This is a genomic window from Nonomuraea monospora, assembly GCF_039531895.1.
Classification (GTDB): Bacteria; Actinomycetota; Actinomycetes; order Streptosporangiales; family Streptosporangiaceae; genus Nonomuraea; species Nonomuraea monospora.
Genome location: NZ_BAAAQX010000001.1, coordinates 600,416 through 621,337 on the forward strand (window position 1 = coordinate 600,416; position 20,922 = coordinate 621,337).

At 72.4% G+C, this 20,922-nt stretch carries 18 protein-coding genes; 10 read left to right on the forward strand and 8 right to left on the reverse strand.

The features are described 5' to 3' along the window. The first annotated feature begins 37 nt into the window (after positions 1 to 37). The 6 genes from ABD331_RS02755 (at position 38) to ABD331_RS02780 (ending at position 9,176) form a co-directional block, all read left to right on the forward strand. Positions 38 to 1,879 carry an MBL fold metallo-hydrolase gene (locus tag ABD331_RS02755; protein WP_344470746.1) on the forward strand — a complete coding sequence of 614 codons (1,842 nt, stop codon included), beginning with the start codon at positions 38 to 40 and terminating at the stop codon, positions 1,877 to 1,879. Positions 1,880 to 1,935: 56 nt separating this feature from the next. Beyond that, on the forward strand, positions 1,936 to 2,919 hold the full coding sequence (locus ABD331_RS02760; protein WP_344470585.1) for a LacI family DNA-binding transcriptional regulator: 984 nt from the start codon (positions 1,936 to 1,938) through the stop codon (positions 2,917 to 2,919). A 107-nt stretch (positions 2,920 to 3,026) separates the two neighbouring features. Continuing rightward, entirely contained in the window at positions 3,027 to 3,992 is a 966-nt protein-coding gene (locus ABD331_RS02765) for an ROK family protein (RefSeq protein WP_344470587.1), read from the forward strand. A gap of 62 nt (positions 3,993 to 4,054) precedes the next feature. Further along, on the forward strand, positions 4,055 to 4,648 hold the full coding sequence (locus tag ABD331_RS02770; RefSeq protein WP_344470588.1) for a D-sedoheptulose-7-phosphate isomerase: 594 nt from the start codon (positions 4,055 to 4,057) through the stop codon (positions 4,646 to 4,648). Further along, positions 4,633 to 7,275 (forward strand): alpha-mannosidase, encoded by a 2,643-nt coding sequence (locus tag ABD331_RS02775; protein ID WP_344470589.1) that lies wholly within the window; start codon positions 4,633 to 4,635, stop codon positions 7,273 to 7,275. The genes ABD331_RS02770 and ABD331_RS02775 overlap by 16 nt, the downstream gene beginning before the upstream one ends. After that, on the forward strand, positions 7,272 to 9,176 hold the full coding sequence (locus ABD331_RS02780; protein ID WP_344470590.1) for a hypothetical protein: 1,905 nt from the start codon (positions 7,272 to 7,274) through the stop codon (positions 9,174 to 9,176). Before ABD331_RS02775 ends, ABD331_RS02780 begins: the two co-directional genes overlap by 4 nt. Here ABD331_RS02780 and ABD331_RS02785 read toward each other — a convergent pair. Next, positions 9,119 to 10,378, reverse strand: coding sequence for an erythromycin esterase family protein (locus ABD331_RS02785; protein ID WP_344470591.1), 1,260 nt, complete (start codon positions 10,376 to 10,378; stop codon positions 9,119 to 9,121). The genes ABD331_RS02780 and ABD331_RS02785 overlap by 58 nt on opposite strands. Positions 10,379 to 10,498: 120 nt before the next feature. Between ABD331_RS02785 and ABD331_RS02790 the strand changes: the two genes are divergently transcribed. Both ABD331_RS02790 and ABD331_RS02795 read left to right on the forward strand, forming a co-directional pair. Further along, on the forward strand, positions 10,499 to 11,197 hold the full coding sequence (locus ABD331_RS02790; protein WP_344470747.1) for a TioE family transcriptional regulator: 699 nt from the start codon (positions 10,499 to 10,501) through the stop codon (positions 11,195 to 11,197). 50 nt (positions 11,198 to 11,247) lie between these two features. Further along, positions 11,248 to 11,772 carry a DUF4240 domain-containing protein gene (locus ABD331_RS02795; protein WP_344470592.1) on the forward strand — a complete coding sequence of 175 codons (525 nt, stop codon included), beginning with the start codon at positions 11,248 to 11,250 and terminating at the stop codon, positions 11,770 to 11,772. On the opposite strand, the gene ABD331_RS02800 is transcribed toward ABD331_RS02795, so the two are convergent. Further along, a complete protein-coding gene (locus ABD331_RS02800; protein ID WP_344470594.1) occupies positions 11,760 to 12,290 on the reverse strand; it encodes a 2'-5' RNA ligase family protein in 531 nt (176 codons plus the stop codon). The two genes, ABD331_RS02795 and ABD331_RS02800, sit on opposite strands and share 13 nt — an antisense overlap. A gap of 130 nt (positions 12,291 to 12,420) precedes the next feature. Here ABD331_RS02800 and ABD331_RS02805 point away from each other — a divergent pair, with 130 nt between their 5' ends. After that, a complete protein-coding gene (locus ABD331_RS02805) occupies positions 12,421 to 12,969 on the forward strand; it encodes a histidine phosphatase family protein (RefSeq protein WP_344470595.1) in 549 nt (182 codons plus the stop codon). A gap of 40 nt (positions 12,970 to 13,009) precedes the next feature. On the opposite strand, the gene ABD331_RS02810 is transcribed toward ABD331_RS02805, so the two are convergent. The 4 genes from ABD331_RS02810 to ABD331_RS02825 are packed head-to-tail and all read right to left on the reverse strand — an operon-like array spanning position 13,010 to position 16,806. Next, a complete protein-coding gene (locus ABD331_RS02810; protein ID WP_185102894.1) occupies positions 13,010 to 13,597 on the reverse strand; it encodes a GTP-binding protein in 588 nt (195 codons plus the stop codon). Beyond that, positions 13,578 to 13,955 (reverse strand): DUF742 domain-containing protein, encoded by a 378-nt coding sequence (locus ABD331_RS02815; RefSeq protein ID WP_148433919.1) that lies wholly within the window; start codon positions 13,953 to 13,955, stop codon positions 13,578 to 13,580. The genes ABD331_RS02810 and ABD331_RS02815 overlap by 20 nt, the downstream gene beginning before the upstream one ends. Continuing rightward, on the reverse strand, positions 13,952 to 14,371 hold the full coding sequence (locus ABD331_RS02820; protein WP_344470596.1) for a roadblock/LC7 domain-containing protein: 420 nt from the start codon (positions 14,369 to 14,371) through the stop codon (positions 13,952 to 13,954). Before ABD331_RS02820 ends, ABD331_RS02815 begins: the two co-directional genes overlap by 4 nt. Then, a complete protein-coding gene (locus ABD331_RS02825; RefSeq protein ID WP_344470597.1) occupies positions 14,368 to 16,806 on the reverse strand; it encodes a sensor histidine kinase in 2,439 nt (812 codons plus the stop codon). Before ABD331_RS02825 ends, ABD331_RS02820 begins: the two co-directional genes overlap by 4 nt. A 194-nt stretch (positions 16,807 to 17,000) precedes the next feature. Here ABD331_RS02825 and ABD331_RS02830 point away from each other — a divergent pair, with 194 nt between their 5' ends. Beyond that, positions 17,001 to 18,026 carry a terpene synthase family protein gene (locus ABD331_RS02830; protein ID WP_344470598.1) on the forward strand — a complete coding sequence of 342 codons (1,026 nt, stop codon included), beginning with the start codon at positions 17,001 to 17,003 and terminating at the stop codon, positions 18,024 to 18,026. On the opposite strand, the gene ABD331_RS02835 is transcribed toward ABD331_RS02830, so the two are convergent. Both ABD331_RS02835 and ABD331_RS02840 read right to left on the reverse strand, forming a co-directional pair. Then, complete coding sequence (locus tag ABD331_RS02835) at positions 18,023 to 19,561, reverse strand: prenyltransferase/squalene oxidase repeat-containing protein (RefSeq protein ID WP_344470599.1); 1,539 nt, start codon at positions 19,559 to 19,561, stop codon at positions 18,023 to 18,025. The genes ABD331_RS02830 and ABD331_RS02835 overlap by 4 nt on opposite strands. After that, positions 19,558 to 20,862, reverse strand: a complete 1,305-nt coding sequence (locus ABD331_RS02840) for a cytochrome P450 (RefSeq protein ID WP_344470600.1) — start codon at positions 20,860 to 20,862, stop codon at positions 19,558 to 19,560. The genes ABD331_RS02835 and ABD331_RS02840 overlap by 4 nt, the downstream gene beginning before the upstream one ends. Positions 20,863 to 20,922 lie beyond the last annotated feature (60 nt).

A 20,922-nucleotide genomic window follows, 5' to 3' on the forward strand; every position in this document is an offset into this window, starting at 1 on the left:
GTGGGAACGATACCGGATAGGATCGGGCCTCGTGGGAATGCCAGTCACCGAAGTCGCCCCCGGGGTTCTCCGCGTAGAGGACACCTGCCACGTCTACGTCATCAAGGCTCCCGCCGCGCCGGGCGAGGAGCGCACCGGGATCACCGTCGACTTCGGCTCGGGCCGGGTGCTCGATCTGCTCGACGAGCTGGGCCTCGACCGCATCACGGACGTCCTGGTCACCCACCATCACCGCGACCAGGTGCAGGGCCTGCACAGGGCGGCGGGGGCGGGCGTGGCGATCCACGTGCCGCCCGTCGAGCGCGACCTGTTCGAGAAGGTCGACGAGATGTGGATCGGGCGTCAGATACTCAACGACTACGACCTGCGTGACGACCGCTTCTCGCTGCTGGAGCCGGTCGAGGTCACGGGCGTAGTGCCGGAGTATAGGACCGCCCGATACGGCGGGGTGGAGGTGCGGGTCCTGCCCACACCGGGTCACACGCCCGGCTCCGTCACGTACGTCGTGGGCGGGGCCGCCTTCACCGGCGACCTGATCTACGCCCCCGGCAAGGTGTGGTCCCTGGCCGCCACCCAGTGGTCGTACACCGAGAACGAGGGCCCCGCCATGGTCGTCCTCAGCGCCGAGCTGCTCCAGCGGGAGCCGCTGGACGTGCTGCTGCCCTCGCACGGCGACCCGATGAACGACCCGAAGGACGCGCTGGCCCGCCTGTCGTCCGCCATGCAGCGGTACGTGGACTTCCGCCGCCCCCACCCGTGGGACGTGCGCGGCCTGCTCAACAACCCGTTCGTGCAGGTCACGCCGCATCTGCTGATGAACAGGAGCAGCCAGTCCTACAGCTACGTGCTGCTGTCGGAGTCGGGCGCGGCCATGGTGTTCGACTTCGGCTACGACATGAGCACCGGCCTGGTGAAGAGCACCGCGCGCGAGGCGCGCCGCCCCTGGCTGGCCTCGCTGCCCGCGCTGCGCGAGCACTACGGCGTCACCGCCGTCGAGGTCGCGCTGCCCACCCACTACCACGACGACCACGTGGCGGGCATGCCGCTGCTGCGCGACGTCGAGGGCACGGCGATCTGGGCACCTTCCCACATCGCGCCCATCCTGGCCACGCCGCTCCACCACGACCTGCCGTGCCAGTGGTTCGATCCGATCCCCGCCGACCGCGTGCTCGGGCTGGGGGAGACGGTGCGCTGGCGGGAGTACGACATCACGGTGCACGACCTGCCGGGGCACACGCTGTTCGCGGCGGCGTACGAGTTCGAGGTGGACGGGCACCGGGTGCTGGTGACGGGCGACCAGCAGGACGGGATGGGCATTCCTGATGAACGCCAGGAAATCCTGAACTATCAGTACAAGAATAGGTTCCAGATCGAGGACTACCGCAAGAGCGCCGCGCTCTATCGGCGGCTGCGCCCCGATCTCATGGTCAGCGGCCACTGGCGACCCCGCTGGGTGGACGACGACTACCTGCACCTGCTGACCGAACAAGGCGAGGAGCTGGTCGCGTTGCACCACGACCTGCTCCCGCTGGACCGGCTCGACCTCGGGGCGGACGGCGTGCTGTGCCGCCTGACGCCGTACTATACGAGCGTCCCCGCGGGCGGCGAGGTCGTGCTGACCGCCACCGTGCGCAACCCGTGGCCGGACAAGGTCGTGGCCACCGTCGAGCCGGTGGTGCCGCCCGGCTGGCGGCGCGAGCAGGGGTCCCTGACGCTAAGGCTGCCCGGAGGGGGTATGGAGCAGGTGCATCTCCGTCTCGGCGCCGACGCCGTGCCGCGACGCCGCGTTCGTCTCGCAGTCGACTTGACCATCGGCGATCTGCGTCTCGGGCAGCACGCCGAGGCACTGGTCGACGTGGTCGCGGAAGGGATTCGATGACCATAGAGCGGCGCAGCGCCCCCCTCAGCCGTTCCAGGCGTCCCACCATCAAGGACGTGGCCGAGGCAGCCGGCGTCTCACGCTCCACCGTCTCCCGCGCGCTCACCGGGCGCGGCTACGCCGCCAGCGACGTGCGCGAGCGGGTCCTGCGCGCCGCGGCCGAGCTGGGCTACGTGCCCGACGTCATGGCCCGTACGCTCAAGCAGCAGGTCAGCCGGTCGGTCGGGGTCCTGGTGAGCGACCTGCGCAACCCGTTCTACGCGGAGCTGGCCGCCGGCGCGAGCCGGGAGGCCCGCGAGCGCGGCTACACCATGGTGCTGGCCGACACGAGCCTGTCGGCGCAGGCCGAGGGCGAGGCCGCCGAGGCGCTGGTCGCGCTGCGGGTGGCCGGGGTGGTCGTGACGCCCAACTCCTCGCAGGTGTCCACCTACCTGTCCTCCCACGGCATCCCCGTGGTGGAGGTCGACCGGCAGTTCGCGGCGGGCTCGACCGACGGCGTCGTCGTCGGCAACCGCGTCGGCGCCCGCACCGCCACCGCCCACCTCGTCGGGCTGGGCCACCGCAGGATCGCGCTGTTCATCGACGAGACCGACTGGACCACCGGCTACGAGCGCTACCAGGGCTACCTGGAGGCGCTGAACGCCGGTGACATCAAGGTCGATCCCGGCCTGGTCGTCTCCTCCGGCTGGGACGTCGCCGACTCCCGCCGCCGGGCGCTCGACATGCTGCGCGGCCCCGACCGTCCCACAGCCGTGTTCGCCGCCAACAACGTGCTCGCGGAAGGCGTCTGGCGGGCGATCGGCGAGCTGGGGCTGAGCGTGCCGGGCGACATCAGCCTCGTCGCCTTCGACGACGCGCCCTGGATGAGCATGGTCTCGCCCATGGTCAGCGCCGTCTCGCAGGACACCTTCAACCTGGGCGCGACCGCCGTACGCAGGCTCGACGAGCGCATCGAGCGGCCCGAGTCCGACTCCGTGACGACCGTGCTCAACGTCCGGCTCGTCGAGCGCGAGTCGACCGCGCCGCCGCCCGCCGTCTGACATTTCCTCCATCCGGTGCGTTGACCCACGGGGAAAGGTCGCCCTAGGATCCCGTGTGGGAACGATGTCACAGCCTCAACGCGGCAGTCGTTCCCGTCGGAGGCCCCATGGAGCACGATCTTCCCGCTGTCTTGTCCCTCGACATAGGCGGCACGAAACTCGCCGCGGGCGTGGTCACAGGCGATGGCCTGATCCACGGCTGGCAGGTCACCCCCACCCTCCGGCAGGAGGGGCCGCGGCCCGTTCTGACCAGGCTTTTCGACCTGGGCAGGAAGGCGATCGCGGAGGCCGGCGTGCCCGAGGTGGCCGCCGTCGGCATCTCCTGCGGCGGCCCGCTGGACGCCGCGGCCGGCGTCCTGCAGTGCCCGCCGCACCTGCCCGGCTGGATCGACGTGCCGATCGGCGCGCTGGCCACGGAGGCGTTCGGCGTCCCGTCCGCCCTTGAGAACGATGCCACGGCCGCCGCGCTGGGCGAATTCCGGTACGGCGCGGGCCGCGGCACCAGCACGATGCTCTACCTCACGATCTCCACCGGCGTCGGCGGCGGCACCGTCATCGGCGGCCGGCTGCACCGCGGCGCGGCAGGCAACGGCGGCGAACTCGGGCACGTCATGGTGCGTCCCGGCGGGCGGAAGTGCTCGTGCGGGCGTCGTGGCTGCCTGGAGGCGTACGCGTCCGGCACCTCCATCGCCGAGCGCGCCCGCGAGGCCCTCGCCGCCGGCCGCCCCTCGTCGCTGTCCGCCCTCGCCGAGCCCAGGGCCGAGGACGTGTCCCGCGCCGCCGAGGCGGGCGACCCGCTCGCCGTCGAAGTGTGGGACGAGACCACATGGGCTCTGGGAACGGCGCTCACCGACCTGGTGAACGCCTTCGAGCCCGACCTCGTCGTCCTCGGCGGCGGCGTCACCCGATCGGGCGCCCGGCTCCTCGACCCCGTCGCCGCGGCGGTCGCCAGGGACGCCATGCCGCCCGCCGCCCGCGCCGCGCGCTTCGAGCTGGCCAAGCTCGGCGACGGCGTCTGCGTGGTCGGCGCCGGCGCCGTCGCCCACGACCTCATCACCGGAGCCAAGGGCTGATTCACGCCCACCGGACCCTGGCCCCGGCGCATACCCCCTGAACTCGCCTCAGGAAAGACCCCATGCCTGATCTTCCCCCGATGCCCCCGATCCCCGACGTCCTCGCCGAGCACGTGGCGGGCCACCTGGCCGCCGCCCGCGGCATGACGGCGCTCCTGCCCGCCGTGGAAGCCGCCGCCGACCTGCTCATCGAGACCTTCACCCGCGGCGGCACCCTCTACACGATGGGCAACGGCGGCAGCGCGGCCGACGCCCAGCACCTCACCGGCGAGCTGATCGGCCACTACAAGCGCGACCGCCGCCCGCTCCCCACGGTCACGCTCACCACGGATGCGACCGTTATGACGTGCATAGCCAACGACTACGCCTATGATGACGTCTTCGCCCGTCAGGTCCGGGCGCTTGCCCGTCCGGGCGACGTCGTGGCGGCGTTCACCACCAGCGGCAACTCGCCCAACGTGGTCAGCGCGCTCGAGGCCGCACAGTCCAACGGCGCGGTGACGTTGCTGTTCGGGGGTGGCGACGGCGGCGCCGCGACCAAGTACGCCGATCACCTCCTCCTCGCCCCCAGTTCAGAGACACCGCGCATCCAGGAGATCCACACACTGATGCTGCACATGATCAGCGAGAAGGTCGACGCATGGGCGGCCGCGTGACCCGGCGGGTGGCGCCGATGTCGAACGCCCCCTCCGGCAGCCAGCCGCGCGGCCTGCCCCGGGCGCCCCGGCCGGCGGCCTCCCCCGGCCGCACCCTGCACATGATCGGGAACGCGCACCTCGACCCGGTGTGGCTGTGGCCGTGGCAGGAGGGCTACCAGGAGGCGCGGGCCACGTTCTGGTCGGCGATCCACCGCATGGACGAGTACCCCGACTTCGTCTTCACCTGCGACCAGGTCGTGCTGCTGTCGTGGGTGGAGGAGTCGGACCCGGAGCTGTTCGCCAGGATCCAGGAGAAGGTGGCCGAGGGCCGCTGGGTCATGACGGGCGGCTGGTGGGTGGAGCCCGACTGCAACATGCCGTCGGGCGAGTCGTTCGTCCGCCAGGGCCTGTACGGGCAGCGCTACCTCAAGGAGAAGTTCGGCGTCACGGCGTCGGTCGGGATGAACGTGGACCCGTTCGGCCACAACGCGATGCTGCCCGCCATCCTGCGCGGCCAGGGCATGGACTCCTACTGCTTCCTGCGCCCCGGCCCGCACGAGAGCGACCTGCCCGGCACCATGTTCTGGTGGGAGTCGCCGGACGGCAGCCGGGTGCTGGCCTACCGGATCCCGTTCGAGTACTGCAGCCCGCCCGGCGAGGTCGCCGGGCAGACGGAGAAGGCGCTCGGCCAGCTCGACCGCTCGCTCGGCGACCTGATGATCTTCTACGGGGTGGGCAACCACGGCGGCGGCCCCACCAAGGCCAACATCGAGTCCATCCACCGCTACGACCGGATGGGCACGTTCGGGGAGCTGACGATGTCGTCCCCGCGCCGCTACTTCGACGAGATGGCCAAGCGGCTGGGCGAGCAGGGCCTCGCGGAGCTGCCCGTCTGGCGCGACGACCTGCAGCACCACGCGGCCGGCTGCTACTCCGCGCACTCCGGCATCAAGGCCTGGCAGCGCAGGGCGCAGGCGGCGGTGCTGTCGGCCGAGCGGTGGGCCGCCGTCGCCGGTCACGACGCCCGCGCCGACCTGGAGCGGGCCTGGAAGCAGGTGCTGTTCAACCAGTTCCACGACGTGCTGCCGGGCTCGGCCATCGAGCCCGCCTACGACGACGCCCGCGACCAGCTCGGCGAGGCCGTCGCGATCTCCAAGCGGATCATCACCAGGGCGCACAACGTGATCGCCCGCGACATCGCGGTGCCCGAGGAGAGCGGCACGCAGCCGGTCGTGGTGTTCAACCCGCACCCGTGGCCGGTCACGACCCGGGTCGAGATGCAGTACGGCCTGGCTCCCAACGGGGTGCACGTCGTGGACGCCGACGGCGCCGACGTGCCCTGCCAGCGCACCCAGTCGGTCGCCACCACCGACGACAAGGGGCGCGGCGCCACCGTGTTCCAGGCGGAGCTGCCCGCGCTCGGCTACCGCCTCTATCGGCTGCGGCAGGGGCCGGGCGCGCACCCGGGCGGCACCCTCCTCGCGTCCGGGCACCACCTGAAGAACTCCGGGCACCACCTGGAGAACTCCGGGCAGCGGCTGGAGACCTCCGAGCACCACCTGGAGAACGACGTCCTGCGGCTGGAGCTCGACCCCGTCACCGGCTGGCTGTCCAGCCTGGTCGACAAGCGCACCGGCGTCGACCTGCTGGCCGGCGCGTCCGGCCCGCACACCCAGGTCTGCGAGGACCCGACCGACACCTGGGGCCACCGGGTCGTCTCCTACGACTGGCCGGGCGAGGAGATGGTCACCACCGGCATCGTGCTGCGCGAGCACGGCCCGCTGAGGGCCCGCCTGCGCGTCGAGCGCGAGTGGGGCCGCTCCACGATGGCCGAGGAGTTCATCCTGGGCGCGGGCGGCGACGACGCCGTCGAGGTGCGGGTCACGCTCGACTGGCGGGAGGAGGCGCATCTGATGAAGCTGCGCTTCCCCGTCGGCCTGGAGAGCCCGGCGGCCACGTACGAGATCCCGTTCGGCCACCTGAACAGGCCCATCGACGGAGCAGAGGAGCCCGCCCAGTCGTGGGTGGACCTGTCGGGCTCCGTGGGCGGCGCCCGCGCCGGCCTGGCCGTGGTGAACAACGCCAAGCACGGCTACGACGTCTCCCCGCCGAGCCCGGGGCGCAGCCACAGCATCGGCATCACCGCCGTGCGCAGCCCGGTCTACTCCTGGCACGACCCCCGGCTGCTCGACCCCGACGGCTACTACTCCTTCCAGGACCAGGGGACGCAGCGGTTCTCGTACCTGCTGGTGCCGCACGCCGGCGACTGGCGGGCGGCCGGGCTCACCCGGCGGGCGGCGCTGCTCGGCTCGCCGGTGCGCGCGATGCTGGAGAGCTTCCACGACGGCGCGCTGCCCAGCGCGCGCGGCTACCTGGACGACGGCGGCGCGCAGGTCATGGTCACGGCGGTCAAGCTGCACGAGGACGCGCCGCGCGACCTCGTCGTGCGGGCGGTGGAGACGACCGGGCGGGCCGGGGCGGCGGTGCTGAACATTCCGATGGCCGGGGTCAGGGTGATGGCCGACTTCGGGCCGAGCCAGATCCGCACGTTCAGGATCCCGCTGGACGACCCGCTCTCCGCGGTCGAGACGGACCTCGTGGAGCTGGGGGTGCGCAGGGGCGCCTTCACCGTGGAGGCCTGGTGAGCGCCGTCGTCGTCCCCGATCCCGACGGCGGCGAGGTGCTCATCGAGCCGCTGGACGCGGCGGGACCGTTCAGCGTCGGGTGGGCGTGGGGCGAGCGGCGCCCCACGGGCCGCCGCGAGCTGACCCTCACCCTCCGGTACGACGGCGCCGCCCCGGCCCCCGCCACCGTCCGCGTGAGCAGGTCGGTGGCGGCCGTCGCCGGCCCGTGGTGGCTCATCCCCGGCCTCTTCTACGGCGAGAACCGCCCCGAGGACTGCCAGCGCGTCTTCCCCCGCTTCGAGCCGGGCGCCGACCGCCCCGAGGAGATGGTCTCGGCCCGCTGGGGCTTCCGCGCCGACCGCGCCGCCACCCCCGCCGTCCTGGTCTGGGGCGACGCCGGCGGCGCCGCGCTGATCGCGGACGAGCACTCGCCGCTCGGGCCGACCGGCCTGGCCATCGAGCACGAGGCGGGACGGGCGACGGTCGCGCTGCTGTTCCCGTACCGCGAGTTCCCCGTCACCTACTACGGCTCCGCGCTGGCGCTGCCCGCCGGCGCCGCCACGCACGTGTGGCAGCCGGGCGAGACGCACGTCCTCACGCTCGCGACCAGCGCGCTGCCCGCGGACCGGCACGCGTACGCGCCGCTCCTGCGCGAGGACCGCGACCTGCGCCTGCCCGCCGCCCCCGTCGAGCCGTGGGAGGACGTGGCGCAGGCCGCCGACATCGCGGCCGAGGGCCTGTACCGCTGGCACTACGACCCCGACCCCGGCGTGCTGCTGGAGACGGTCGGGTTCGACAGGGAGGTGAGCGGGACCGACGGCGAGCGGGTGGACCGGCAGGCCATGCACGTCGGCTGGGTGAGCGGGATCCCGTGGGCGGCGGCGCTCCTGGAGCACGGGCTGCGGAGGGGACGGCCCGAGCACGTCGCCGCCGCCGAACGGGTCATCGGCTTCATCTGCGCCAACCTGTCGCCGTCGGGGACGTTCTGGGGCACCTGGTACCGGAAGTCGGGCTGGTCGCAGAGCTGGAGCCACGTCAAGGACGCCCTGCACGCGCGCACGCTCGGGGAGGCCACCCTCTTCCTGCTGCGCGCGCTGCGCCTGCGCCACGACCCGGCCTGGGAGGCGGCCGCCCGCTCCAACCTGCGGGTCATGGCCGCCCGACAGCGCGCCGACGGCAACCTCGGCACGCTGCACCACGCGGCCACCGGCGAGGTCCTGTCCTGGTCCGGCGCGTCCGGCCTGACCTGGGTGGCCGCGCTCGCCGAGTCAGGCGACCCTGACCACCTGCGGGCGGCCGAGCGGGCGGGGGAGTACTACGCCTCGTTCGTGGATGACGAGTTCATCTACGGCGCGCCCGAGGACGTGGACCTGGCCCCCACCTCGGAGGACGGGTACGCGGCCGTGATGGCGTACATGGCGCTGCACCGCCGCACGGGCGCGGCCCGCTGGCTCGACCTGGCCCGCCGCGCCGCCGACTGGACGCTCACCTTCCGCTACACCTACAACGTGCGCTTCGGCCCCCGCACCCCGCTCGGCCGCTACGGCTTCGCCACCCGGGGCGCCGACCAGGCCTCGCCGTCGAACCAGCACCTGCACGCGTACGGGCTGGTGTGCACGGCCGAGCTGGTGGAGCTGTCGGAGGCGCTGGGCGACCCGTACTACGCGGAACGGGCGTACGAGACGCTGGACTGCTTCCGCCAGCTCCTTCCGGCGGCCGACGGCGACCTCAACGCCTACCGGGGCATGATCACCGAGCGGTACTACCAGACGGACTGCTTCCAGCCGAAGGGCATGTACCTGACGCTGTCGCACGCCTGGAGCGCGGGGGTGCTGCTGCTGGCGTGCGAGCAGGTGCTCAAGGGTCAGGGTTCTCCTGCCACGTCTTTGACGAAGATGATCCCGTCGGTCGCGCTGAGCTGATCCGGATCGAGCGGGAAATATCCGTGGTTGTCCGCCGTTTCCGTCCGCTGGGTGAGCTTGGCCCCCTCCAGGGCCGACGCCAGCATCCGCGAGTCGACCAGGTACCGCTGCCCGGGGAGGGCGGCCAGCACCCCTTCCACCGTCCCGGGGTCCGGGTCCCCGAGCCCCTGGTGGCGGACGGCGCCGAGCCCTGAGGCCAGGAAGGCGTACCCGGTGCCCAGACGCGCGGCGGTGATGGCTCCCGCGCTCCACCACTCCAGGTCCAGGTCCGCGAGCCGCCACCGGCTGACCTCCCGCTGCAGGTGCCGGTTGTGGGCGAAGACCAGCGCGGGCCCGTGCTGGGCGACGGCCTCCAGGTTGTCGGCCATCATCGCGTCTCGCAGGCCCAGCAGACGCGCGACGCGCTGCGGTGACGGGTCGGCCATGCCCGCGTGGTAGCGCAGCAGCCCTGTGGCGGTCCGCGCGTACAGGTGCGCCCGCTCCCACTCAGCCCGCTCCCACTCAGCCCGCTCCCGGTCCGTGCCTGAGGTCGCGGGGATCAGGTGCGGCGCGTGCGTGGTGAGCAGCGGAACGAGGTCGTCGGCGAGCAGCCGCAGCTCGGGGACGTCGGGGGAGTTCCCCACCGACCGGGACGGGTCCATGGCGGCGGCCTCGTCCGTCCACCGCTCGTCGGGCCCGAGCAGGCGCTCCAGGGTGTCGCGGGAGCAGGGGAGGGGGACGCCGGCCGCCGACAGGTAGTCGTGCAGCCCGACGAGCGTGTGACGAGGGCTGGCCGCGCTCATCATCTCCAGGGGCGCGTCGAAGCCGAAGAAACGCAGCCGCTCCCCCTCGGGACGGCCCTCGTTGTACGCGCGCATCCACCGCAGGAGGTCGCGGGTCGCCTCCCGGTCCCAGAAGCCGTGGCTGAACCCGGCCCGCATGACCTCGTCCAGCGAGCCCTCGCCCGTCCGGACGTACTCGTCCACGAGCAGGCCCGCCACGCAGTCGCTCTCGATGGCGAACGCGCGGAAACCCTCCCGCTCGACCAGCTCCCTGAAGATCTCGTTGCGCAGCTCGTGAATCGGCCGCTCGTCGTGCATCGCCTCGCCCAGCCCCAGCAGCCGGGGACGGGCGGGCAGCGAACGGACGAACCGGGTGACGGCGGCGACGCCCTCGACGTCGAGATCCCGGGCGGCGTCGGCGACCGACGGGGCAGCATGCATGACACGGTCCTATTCTGTCGGGAACGTACCTTCCACGGTATCGTTGAAGTTCCTGTTGAGACTTTGACCGTGGATCCGTCGCACCACCCCCGCCGGACCCTCAACCTGGTGAGGTACGTCATGCCCCGAGGGCGGCTGCGACCGGTGGACCTGGCGCGCGAGCACGGCCTGTCCACCCAGGCGGTCCGCAACTACGAGGACGCCGGCATCCTCCCGGCCGCCGCGCGCACCGAGCACGGCTACCGCACCTACACGGGCCGCCACGCCCAGGCGCTGCGCGCGTTCCTCGCCCTGGTGCCGGGGCACGGGCACGCGACGGCGACGTCCATCATGCGGGCCGCGAACGAGGGCGCCACCGAGGAGGCGCTGCGGCTCATCGACGAGAGCCACGCGCAGCTCCTCGACGACCGCGGCACCCTCCAGGCGGTCGAGCAGGCGCTGCGCACCCTGGTGCCGCTGCGCTCGCCGGAGCCCGGCGGCACCTTCATCGGCCCGCTGGCCAGGAAGCTGGGGATCCGCCCCGCGACGTTGCGCAAGTGGGAGCAGGCCGGGCTGGTCGAGCCGCGCCGCGACCCGGCCACCGGCTACCGCGTCTACAGCGCCGCCGACGTCCGCGACGCGCAGCTCGCCCACCAGCTCCGGCGGGGCGGCTACCTGCTGGAGCAGATCGCGCCGCTGATCCGGCAGGTGCGCACGGCGGGCGGCCTGGCGCCGCTGGAGAGCGCGCTGCGCGACTGGCAGGCCCGGCTGTCGGCCAGGGGGCGGGCGATGCTGCGGGGCGCGGCGGCGCTGGACGCCTACCTGGACTGGACGGACTGAGCCCCGGCCCTGCCGTGCTTTGTCGGACCCGGCTGGCATGCTCAGCGGCCATGGACACCACACGCTACTGGCAGCTCGTCGAGCAGGCCCGCGCGGGAGCCGGAGACGCGTGGCAGGTCGCCGCCCGCCTCACCGACCTGCTGTCGGCCCTCCCGCCCGCCGAGATCATCGCCGCCCAGCAGGCCTTCTGGGCCCTCATGGCCGCCTCCTACCGGGCCCCGCTCTGGGGCGCCGCCTACCTCGCCAACGGCGGCTGCTCCGACGACGGCTTCGAGTACTTCAGGGGGTGGCTGATCGCGCAGGGCCGCGAGGCGTTCGATCGGGCCCTGGCCGACCCCGACACGCTCGCCGACCTCCCGGCCGTCCAGGAGACGGCCGACCGGGCTGACCTGGACTGCGAGGAGATGCTGGCGACCGCCCACGACGCCTACCGCAGGGCGACCGGCGAGGAGCTGCCTCCCGGCTCGTACACGATCTCCTACCCCGGCCTCGACCCGGACTGGAGCTTCGACTTCGACGAGGGCGACGAGCTGGACCGCCGCCTGCCCCGCCTGGCCGCCCGCTACGCCCGCTGAGCCGCGAGCGGGAACACGTCGACCGGCCGCCACCACCCGGCGCCGTCACGCACCAGCAGCGTCACGGCCGCGACCCGCGCCGCCAGCGGCAGCGCTCCGGCCACCCGCGCCTCGTCCACGGCCCCCTCCACGCCCAGCGTCAGGTGCGGCACGACGTCGTCGTACAGCCCGCCGTACGGCGGAGTCTGCGGCCACCGCCCGGCCACCGCCTCGATGAGCCGCACGAACGCCCGCACGGGCTCCGGCGCGAGATACACCACCCCGGGGAAGCGCCGGATCTCGCGGAAGCTCACGTCGATGGCCGGATGCCGCCCGAACAGCGCCCGCAGCTCGCCGCGGACCCCGTCGTCGATCAGGCTCGCGTGCAGGAACGGCGTCAGCACGGTCACGTGCGCGGACACGCCGACCTCCCGTGCCCGCCACGGCCGTACCAGCGGCTCGGCCTCCGGCACGTCGAGCACGAGCGCGGTCTGCCCCGCCTTGTACGGCACCTCTCCGGGCGGCGCTGAAGCACTCATGCCCCCACCTTCCCCCGGACCCCGCCTGGCGTCGATCCCTGTCCTGCCGGGCGTCCGGCGGTCAGTATGGAGATCAGCCGGGCGGCCGTCGCCCCCCGCCGTGCAGGACCGAGCCACAGGGAGGCCCGCCATGGCCGTGGAGCTCATCTACGAGACGCACGCCACCACCACCGACAACGAGGACGGCATCTCCACCGGCTGGCTGCCCGGAGAGCTGTCGGCCGCCGGCCACCGTCAGGCGCTCGAGCTCGGCGAGCGCCGCCGGGCCGACGGGCTGGCGGCGGTGTTCGTGTCCGACCTGCACCGCGCCGTGCGGACGGCCAGGATCGCCTTCCCCGACGGCTACCCGCCGATCCTCCAGGACCGGCGGCTGCGCGAGTGCGACTACGGCGACCTCAACGGCAGCCCGGCCGCGCTGATCGCCGAGCGGCGCGCCAGGCACATCGACGAGCCGTTTCCCGGCGGGCAGAGCTACAGCCAGGTGGTGGCGGCCACGCGGGCGTTCCTGCACGACCTGGTGAAGGGCTGGGACGGCGCCCGGGTGCTGGTGATCGCCCACTCCGCGAACCGGTGGGCGCTGGACTGCCTGCTCGACGGGGCCTCACTGGAGGCGCTGCTGGGGGAGGGGAGGTCCGCCTGGCAGCCGGGGTGGCGTTACACGGTGCCGGACGGGTTCTGATCAGCGCGAGAGGGCCGGGCGGGCCTCTCGCTCAGCAGTGTCAGCTACCGACCGGTTCGGCGCGCAGCCGGGCCGAGTGCTTGACGAGCGTGATCAGCACCTCCCGGCTGGAGTCGCGCTTGCGCGCGTCGCACAGGATGATCGGGATCGACGGGTTGAGCTGCAGCGCCAGCCGCACCTCGTCCAGCTCGAACGTGGGCGCGCCCTCGAAGCAGTTGACCGCCACCACGAACGGGGTGCCCCGCCGCTCGAAGTAGTCGACCGAGGGGAAGCAGTCGGCCAGGCGCCGCGTGTCGGCGAGGATGACGGCGCCCAGGGAGCCCTCCGCCAGCTCGTCCCACACGAACCAGAACCGCTCCTGCCCCGGCGTGCCGAACAGGTACAGGACGTAGTCGTTGCCGAGGGTGATGCGGCCGAAGTCCATCGCCACGGTGGTGGTGCGCTTGGCCTCGACGGAGGTGAGGTCGTCGACGCCGATGCCGCGGTCGGTGAGCACCTCCTCGGTGCGCAGCGGCCGGGTCTCGGACACGGCGCCCACCATCGTCGTCTTGCCCGCGCCGAACCCGCCGGCGACCAGGATCTTGATCGCGGTCGGCAGGCGCGGACGCTCAGAGCGAGCGAAGACCATCGAGCACCGCCCTGTAGAGCTTCATGTCGTGCATGTCCACCTCGGATGTTGGTTCCTGGGCAGAGACGAGTTCGCGGTCGAACAGGTCGCCGAGCAGCACGCGGATGGTGCCGGCCGGAAGGTCCAGGTATGCGGCTATCTCGGCTACGGACTTGGGTTCGCGGCAGAGCTGGAGTATGCGCAGGTGCTCCGGGTCCAGCCCGGCGTCCGGCCCTGGCGGCGGGCCGATCGCCAGCGCCATGGAGATCAGGTCGAACCTGCCGTGGGCAGGCTGGGTACGGCCACGGGTCACGACATAGGGCCGGATGATCTCCGGATCCACCCAGTGTTCGTCCGTGGGCTCGTCCGCGCCTCTCACCGGTCGCTCCCGGCGGCGGCCTGGGCGCCGCGCGCGCCGGACGTGAGGTACTGGCCGACCCGCGCCACCATCATCGCCATCTCGTACGCGACCAGCCCGATGTCGGCGTTCTGCGCGCACAGCACGGCCAGGCAGGCCCGCTCGCCCGCCGCGGTGACGATGAGGAACTGATTCTTCCACTCCACGACCGTCTGCCGCACCGCACCACCGGCGATGTGGTCGGAGACGCCCTTGGCCAGGCTCTGCAGCCCGGAGGCCACGGCGGACAGGTGCTCGCCGTCGGTGCGCTGCAGCGCGGCGGACGAGGCCATGAGCAGCCCGTCGGAGGACAGCACGATCGCGTGCTCGGCCTCCTTGACCCTGTTGACCAGGTCGTCCATCAGCCAGTTGAGGTCGGTGCCCGAGGTGGGGGTCATGCGTCACCTCCTTGCTGGTCGTCCAGCATCTTGGCCGCCTGGGAGCGGCCGCGACGGGTGCCTGACTGCAGAGATCCCATCATCGCGCGGATCTCCTCCGGCGAGCGCTCGTCATCGTCCTCCTCAAAGTCGGGCTGCGTGGGCGTGTCGTCCCGCAGCGCTGGCGCCAGGTTGGCCTGGGGCACCCGAAGGGGAAGCCCCCCTGGTGTGAACTCGGTCACAGACTCCTGCTCCGGTTCGGCTGGCGTTTCGGCTTGTGGTTCCGGGGCGGGCACGGGTTCCGGCCGGAGGGGCCGGGGCGCGGCCTCCGGCTGCGCCGGGCGGCCGGGGCCGGGCGCGGCCTCTGGCCGGGGCGATCGGGCGGGCCCCGGTGCGGCTTCCGGCCGGGGCGATCGGGTGGGCAGGGGGTCGGAGGCGGGCGTGGGGGCCGGGACGGCGGGGCGCGACGGCAGCGTGCGCACGTTCTCCGCCGTGGCGGGCCGGCTTGCCGTGGCGACGGCGGGCTGCCTGCGCGGCAGCCGCTCCCGCTCGCCGGTGCCACGCGGCTCGGGCGTCGGGTCGAGCTGGACGAGCTCCTGCGGCAGCAGCACCACGACCGTCGTGCCGCCGTACGGGGACGCCTTGAGCACCACCTGGATCTCGTGGCGCTTGGCGAGCTGGCTGACCACGTAGAGGCCCAGCCGCGCGGTGCCGGTGATGCGGAACTCGGGCGGGTCCGCGATGCGCTCGTTGGCCGAGTCCAGGTCCTCGGGCTTCATGCCGAGGCCGCGGTCCTCGATCTCGATCACGTACCCGTTGGCCACGAGCTGGCCGCTGACCTGCACGTTGGTGTACGGCGGCGAGAACGACACGGCGTTCTCGATCAGCTCGGCGAGCAGGTGGATCACGTCACCGACGGCCCGGCCGACGAGCACCACGTCGCCCATCGGCATGAGCGAGACGCGGGTGTAGTCCTCGACCTCGGCCAGCGCGCCGCGGACCACGTCCACCATCGGCACCGAACGCCGCCACGTACGGGCGGGCGAGGAGCCGGACAGGACGATCAGGTTCTCCGCGTTGCGGCGCATGCGGATGGCGAGGTGGTCGAGGCGGAAGAGCTCCTTCAGCTCCTCGGGGTCGGTCTCGCGGCGCTCCATCACGTCGAGGACGGTGAGCTGGCGGTGCACCAGGCCCTGCGTCCTGCGCGCCAGGCTGAGCAGGATGTCGCGGATGCTGCGGCGCAGCTCGGCCTGCTCGGCGGCGACGGCGATGGCGGTTCGCTGCACGGTGTTGAACGCCTGGCCCACCTGGCCGATCTCGTCGTCGCCGAAGTCGAGCGCGGGGGCCTCCTTGGCGACGTCCACCTCCTCGCCGTGGCCGATGCGGTCGACGATGCCGGGCAGGCGCTCGTCGGAAAGCTCGTGGGCGGCGTCGCGCAGCTTCTGGAGCTGGGCGAGCAACTGCCTGGCGGTGGTGATGGACAGGATGATCGAGGCGATGACCGCGAGGAGGCCGAGACCGCCGGCCAGGACCAGCCGGACGATGACGTTGACGGCGACCGGGATGGTGCGGTCGACCACACTGTCGCCCGCGTCGAGCACCATCTTGTTGAAGTCGGCGAGGAAGCGCTCGGTGGCCGCCTTCCACTCCGTGGCGGTGAACGGCAGGTCCAGCGCGGACTGGTCGTGCTCCATGACCTGTCGTTCCAGGTTCTGGAGCCGCACGGACGCCTGGCTCTTGATCAGCTCGTCGTAGGAGGCCCTGTCGCTGTCGGGCAGGTCGGTCGCGGCCTGTTCGGCGGTGATCCGCCAGGAGCCCACGATCCGGGTGAACTCGGCCACCGTCGAGGGCTCCAGCCGCCCCTCGCCGAGCGCGTTGGCCAGCAGGGCGTCTTCCCTGGTGAGAAGCTCGCGGGCGCGGCTGAGGGCGAGCAGGGAGCGGACGTCCTTGGCGAGGTCCTTGTCGTCGAGCGTCGCCAGCGAGCCGTAGACGTCGTAGATGGGGTCGATGACGCCGTCGTAGGCGCCGGAGGTCTGGCCCCGGTCGAACCGGCCCGCGTCGATGTTCTTGCGGATCTCCTTGAGCGACTCCAGCCGGGTGAGCATCCCGGCGAGGCGCTCCTCGCCCTGGTCGTCCAGGGCCCAGCCGACGACCGTGGTGTCCGCCGCCTCGCGGAAGGCGGCGTGCAGGCGGTCGGTCTCCTTCCGCTGGGTCTCGAGGTCTTTGCGGGTCTGGACCGTCTTCTCGCTCAGCCTGACCATGGAGAGCCTGCGCTCTCTCTGCAGGGCGAAGAGCAAGGGGTCGCTGGGGGCCGACACGGAGGCGTCGAGCTGGGAGACCCACAGGAGGTTGACACCCTCGCGGAGGGTGACCCACGCGGCGAAGACCCACAACGCTGCCAGGGAGAGCAGCATGGCGGTGATCTTGGTCCGCAGCCGCGTCTTGCGGAAGCGCATTGTACCCACCCTGTGAAAGTTCACATGTTGTGTTCCGGCCACCTGGCGTACGGTGACGCGGGACATCATATCGATCAAGGAACCCTAGCGCAGGGCAAAGCACCTCTCAAGCAACGAGAATCACAGAAGTCAGGGACTTGACCCAATTTAGTCAAATTTGCGACAAAATGGGTCAAATTCGGTATTATTGGTAAGTGATCGATCCCGAGTCCGCGTATTTCGGCATCCGTAATGACCTCGCCGACCAGCTCCTGGAGCAGTCACATCAACTCGCAGGCGTGCCCGAACAGGACCGGGGTGACGTGCTGAAAGCCGCGCTCGACGCAGTGCCGGAGGTGGAGGGACTTCTCCGTCCGTACACCTCGCTGTTCGCCGACGGTAACAGTGCCGCGAGCCGGCTGGCCTTCAGTTGCCTGTCCGCCGCGGCCACGTTCCCGCACGCGCGGCGGGAACAGATCGCCGATCTCGGAGCGCTCAGCACGATCCTGTTCGGCGTGGACGACATCACCGACAACATCGCGGGAAACTGGACCGACCGCGACATCGTGGCGCTGTTCCGCGACCTGGCCGCCGTCCTGTCCGGCGCTTCGCCCGCCCCGGCCACCGGGACGCGGCCCGTGGACGAGGCGCTGCGGGCCTGGCAGGCCTGGTGCGCCCGCTTCCACCGGTACGGCGGCGCCGGCACGTACCTGCCGGACCTGGTGGCGCAGCTCGGACGCACCGGCGAGGCGATGGCCCGCGAACGGGTCTGGGCCACGGGCGGCGAGCCGTGGCCGGCGTACGAGGAGTACCTGCCCCACGCCGCCGTCACCTTCCTCTACCACACGTGGTGGCTGGCGGCCCTGGCGATCTGCGGCCCCGCCCCCGCCGACTGGAGGTCCATCGAGCGGGTCACCGACCTCGGCGCGGCGTGCCTGCGGCTGGCCAACGACGTCAGGACCTTCCAGCGGGAACGCGACGAGGGCAAGCCGAACGCCGTCCTGATCTACGAACGCGACGGCCTGAGCACCGGGGAGGCGGTCGAGCGGGTCTCGGCGCACATCCGCGCGCTCAACGCGGACTTCGCCGAGGCCGTCGCCGGCCTGCCCGCCGGCCTCGCGTGGGTCGCGGACGGGCAGTACAGGTGCGTGACCTTCAGTGGCGGCTGGTACATGGCCAGGGACACGCACGCGTACACCGTCCGGGACCTCGCGGCGGATGCGGACGCCCATCGCGGCTAGCCCACCCCCGCCCGCGCGCGCCGGATGAGGTGCGACGACGCGATCACCGCGGCGCGGGCCACGGCCTGGGGGACGTACAGGTCCTTGTCGTGCCAGAGCGGCGGGTGGTCGCCGCCGCCCGAGCCGGCCAGATGCGCCTCGCCGCGCTCCGCCGCGCGCAGGCGACGCGGATCCTCGTGCCCGCTGGTCAGCAGCAGGATCTGGATCGCGTACGCGCTCTCCTCCGCCGTGCCCTCCCACCGGCCCCACGAGCCGTCAGGCCGCTGCGTGTCCAGCACCCACTCGGCCGCCGCGCGCACCGCCTCCCGCGAGGCGTCGCCGCCGAAGGCGTCGAGCGCCAGCGCGCAGCTCGCCGTGGCGTAGTACGGCGAGGCGTGCCACCGGTCCGTCCAGCTCCCGTCCGGCAGCCGGCGATCGCGGATCCAGGCGGCCAGCTCGGCGATCGTCTGCTCGTACCGCGGCGCGGCGGCGGGCCTGCGGCGGACGTACTCGCCGAAGGCGTCCAGCACGTGCGCGTTGACGCTGACCGACATGCCCTGCTCGCCGGGCCAGGTGGAGAAGTGGGTGCCGGTCCGGAACGCCCACAGGCTGTCCGGCTCGAAGGGCGCGCCGAGCAGCGCCAGCGCGTACAGCGCCACGGACGTCGTGTCGCAGTCGGCGGGCAGCCCCGGCCCCGCGGGCGTCCCGGCGGGGCCGATGGCCGCCCTGATGTCGGCCACCATCTCCGGCGGCACCTCCACGGCCACGCCCGCGCGCAGCAGCCAGCTCAGCACCCAGCCGCGCTCGAACACGGTGATGGGCAGCCCGACGGGCACCGGGCCGCCGAATAACCTGACCACCGCCTCCAGATGGCCGCGGGCCGGGTCGTGCGCGTCGTGGTCGCCGCGCTCGCCCAGCCAGGCGGCGGTCGCGGCGGGCGAGGCGCCGACGCTCCCGATGGATGTGGGACGGATGCCGGGCGCTCCGGCCGCCGCCTCGGCCGCGATCTCCAGGGCGTGCAGCAGCTTCTCCGGCACCTCCTCGCCGGACCGGACCCGCGACCTGACCACGTGCAGCATGTCGTAGCTCATGCTCGTGGGAAGCGGCACGGGCGAGCGGCCGGGCAGCCCTTCGACGTGCCGGTTGATGCGGTCGACCAGGGAGGGGACGATGTGCTCTATCGCCGGCATGTCGGGCAGCTCCAGCGGGCCGCCCAGCCAGGCGGCCAGCACCCGCAGCCCCCGGTCGGCCGCCGCGGCGAGCCGGTCGCCACCGCCGTCCAGGTCCCCGCGCCGCCACGCGGCGAGCAGCCCCTCCGTGGCGCTCAGGGTCGGCACCACGCCGTACCCGTCGGGCGCGCCCCAGCCGCCGTCCTGCCCCTGGGTGCGGACGAGGTAGTCGATGCGGTCCCGATGGCCGGTCAGCCAGGGGGCGAGCGAGACCAGCCGCCCGGTCTCGTAGACAGAGGGCGAGACCTGCCCCCACGGGCGGAGCATGAGGCTGGTGACCAGTTCGTCCGCTTCCGCGATGGTGTCCACCGCTTCGCCGATGCTCATGCCGCGCGGTTCCGTTCGATCGGCCGGAGGTGGAGGAAGAGCTTCTGCTTGGGACGCAGCGTGGCCCCGCCTGGGACCGGCCGCAGCTTCTGCGGGTTGGCCAGGACCGGCCGGTACCTGCTCATCAGGTTGGCGATCACCAGGGACGCCTCGACGTAGAACAGGTGCTGGCCGAGGCAGACGTGCGGGCCCAGGCCGAACGGGATGAACGCGTAGCGGTGCCGGCGCTCGGTCTTCTCGTTGGCCCAGCGCTCAGGGTCGTACTCCAGCGGCCTGGGCCAGAACTCCTCCAGCCGGTGCGTGGTGTACGGGCTGATCAGCACCTGCGAGCCGGCCTCGATCCGGACGCCGCCGATCTCCGTGTCCGCCACCGTCTGGCGCGGCACGACCCAGGCGTTCGGATAGACCCGCAGCAGCTCCTGCAGCACCATGCGCAGGTAGGGCAGCTCGGCGACGTGCGAGGGCCGCACCGGGCCGTCGCCCACCACGCGGTCGATCTCCTCCCGCAGCCGGGCGTTGACGTCCGGGTGGTCGTGCAGCACCTGCCACAGCCAGATCAGCGACATCGCCGTGGTCTCCGAGGCCGCGCCGTAGATGTTGACCAGGTCGTCGCGCACCTGGTGCAGGTCGGCCCTGCCCTCCTTCTCCAGCCTGGCCGTGAGCAGCGCGGAGACGACCTCCTTGCCGTTGTTGTTCTCGCGCTGGGCCTGCTGGATGAGCGGGTAGACGATCTCGTCGATCTTCTTCGCCGACTTCAGGAAGGCGCGGTCGCCCGGCACCCGGATCGAGTACGGCGCGAACGGGAAGAGCATCCGGAAGCCGATCGAGGTCGCGCAGGTGGCGAACTCGGGAGCCAGTCGCTCGGCGGTCTCCCGGGTGATCCGGCCGCCGAACAGCACCTTGATGACCGCCTGGTTGACGATGGAGGTCATCTGGTGCTCCACGTCGATCGGCTCCCCGGTGCGCGCGAAGCCGTCCAGCTCGTCGATGCGCTCGGCGATGATGTCGGCCATGTCCTCGGCCAGCGACGCCGTGTAGCGCGCGGTGAAGAGCGGCTGGAGGATCTTCCTCGCCGACGCCCAGGCCTCGCCCTCGCCGAGGATGCTCTGGCCGATCAGGCGCTGCAACGGCCGCCAGAACACGCCCTCGCGGACGAAGTTGGTCCAGTCGGACTTGAGCACCTGCTGGACGTGGTCGGGGTGGGAGACGAGGTAGGGGCGGAAGGGGCCGAGGTGGAGCCGGACGACCTGGCCGGACGCGTCGGTGCCCATCCTGGCCAGCTCGGTGACCGGGTCGCTCACGAGCCTGGGTATGGCCCGGTGGGTTGGGACGATGTGCGGACTGGTCGTCAAGGCTCCCTT

Bases quoted from the DNA above. Each gene is read 5' to 3' on its own strand.
- ABD331_RS02755 (WP_344470746.1), top strand. From the start codon at position 38: ATGCCAGTCACCGAAGTCGCCCCCGGGGTTCTCCGCGTAGAGGACACC.
- ABD331_RS02765 (WP_344470587.1), top strand. From the start codon at position 3,027: ATGGAGCACGATCTTCCCGCTGTCTTGTCCCTCGACATAGGCGGCACG.
- ABD331_RS02770 (WP_344470588.1), top strand. From the start codon at position 4,055: ATGCCTGATCTTCCCCCGATGCCCCCGATCCCCGACGTCCTCGCCGAG.
- ABD331_RS02775 (WP_344470589.1), top strand. From the start codon at position 4,633: ATGGGCGGCCGCGTGACCCGGCGGGTGGCGCCGATGTCGAACGCCCCC.
- ABD331_RS02785 (WP_344470591.1), bottom strand. From the start codon at position 10,378: ATGCATGCTGCCCCGTCGGTCGCCGACGCCGCCCGGGATCTCGACGTC.
- ABD331_RS02790 (WP_344470747.1), top strand. From the start codon at position 10,499: ATGCCCCGAGGGCGGCTGCGACCGGTGGACCTGGCGCGCGAGCACGGC.
- ABD331_RS02795 (WP_344470592.1), top strand. From the start codon at position 11,248: ATGGACACCACACGCTACTGGCAGCTCGTCGAGCAGGCCCGCGCGGGA.
- ABD331_RS02800 (WP_344470594.1), bottom strand. From the start codon at position 12,290: ATGAGTGCTTCAGCGCCGCCCGGAGAGGTGCCGTACAAGGCGGGGCAG.
- ABD331_RS02805 (WP_344470595.1), top strand. From the start codon at position 12,421: ATGGCCGTGGAGCTCATCTACGAGACGCACGCCACCACCACCGACAAC.
- ABD331_RS02810 (WP_185102894.1), bottom strand. From the start codon at position 13,597: ATGGTCTTCGCTCGCTCTGAGCGTCCGCGCCTGCCGACCGCGATCAAG.
- ABD331_RS02820 (WP_344470596.1), bottom strand. From the start codon at position 14,371: ATGACCCCCACCTCGGGCACCGACCTCAACTGGCTGATGGACGACCTG.
- ABD331_RS02825 (WP_344470597.1), bottom strand. From the start codon at position 16,806: ATGCGCTTCCGCAAGACGCGGCTGCGGACCAAGATCACCGCCATGCTG.
- ABD331_RS02835 (WP_344470599.1), bottom strand. From the start codon at position 19,561: ATGAGCATCGGCGAAGCGGTGGACACCATCGCGGAAGCGGACGAACTG.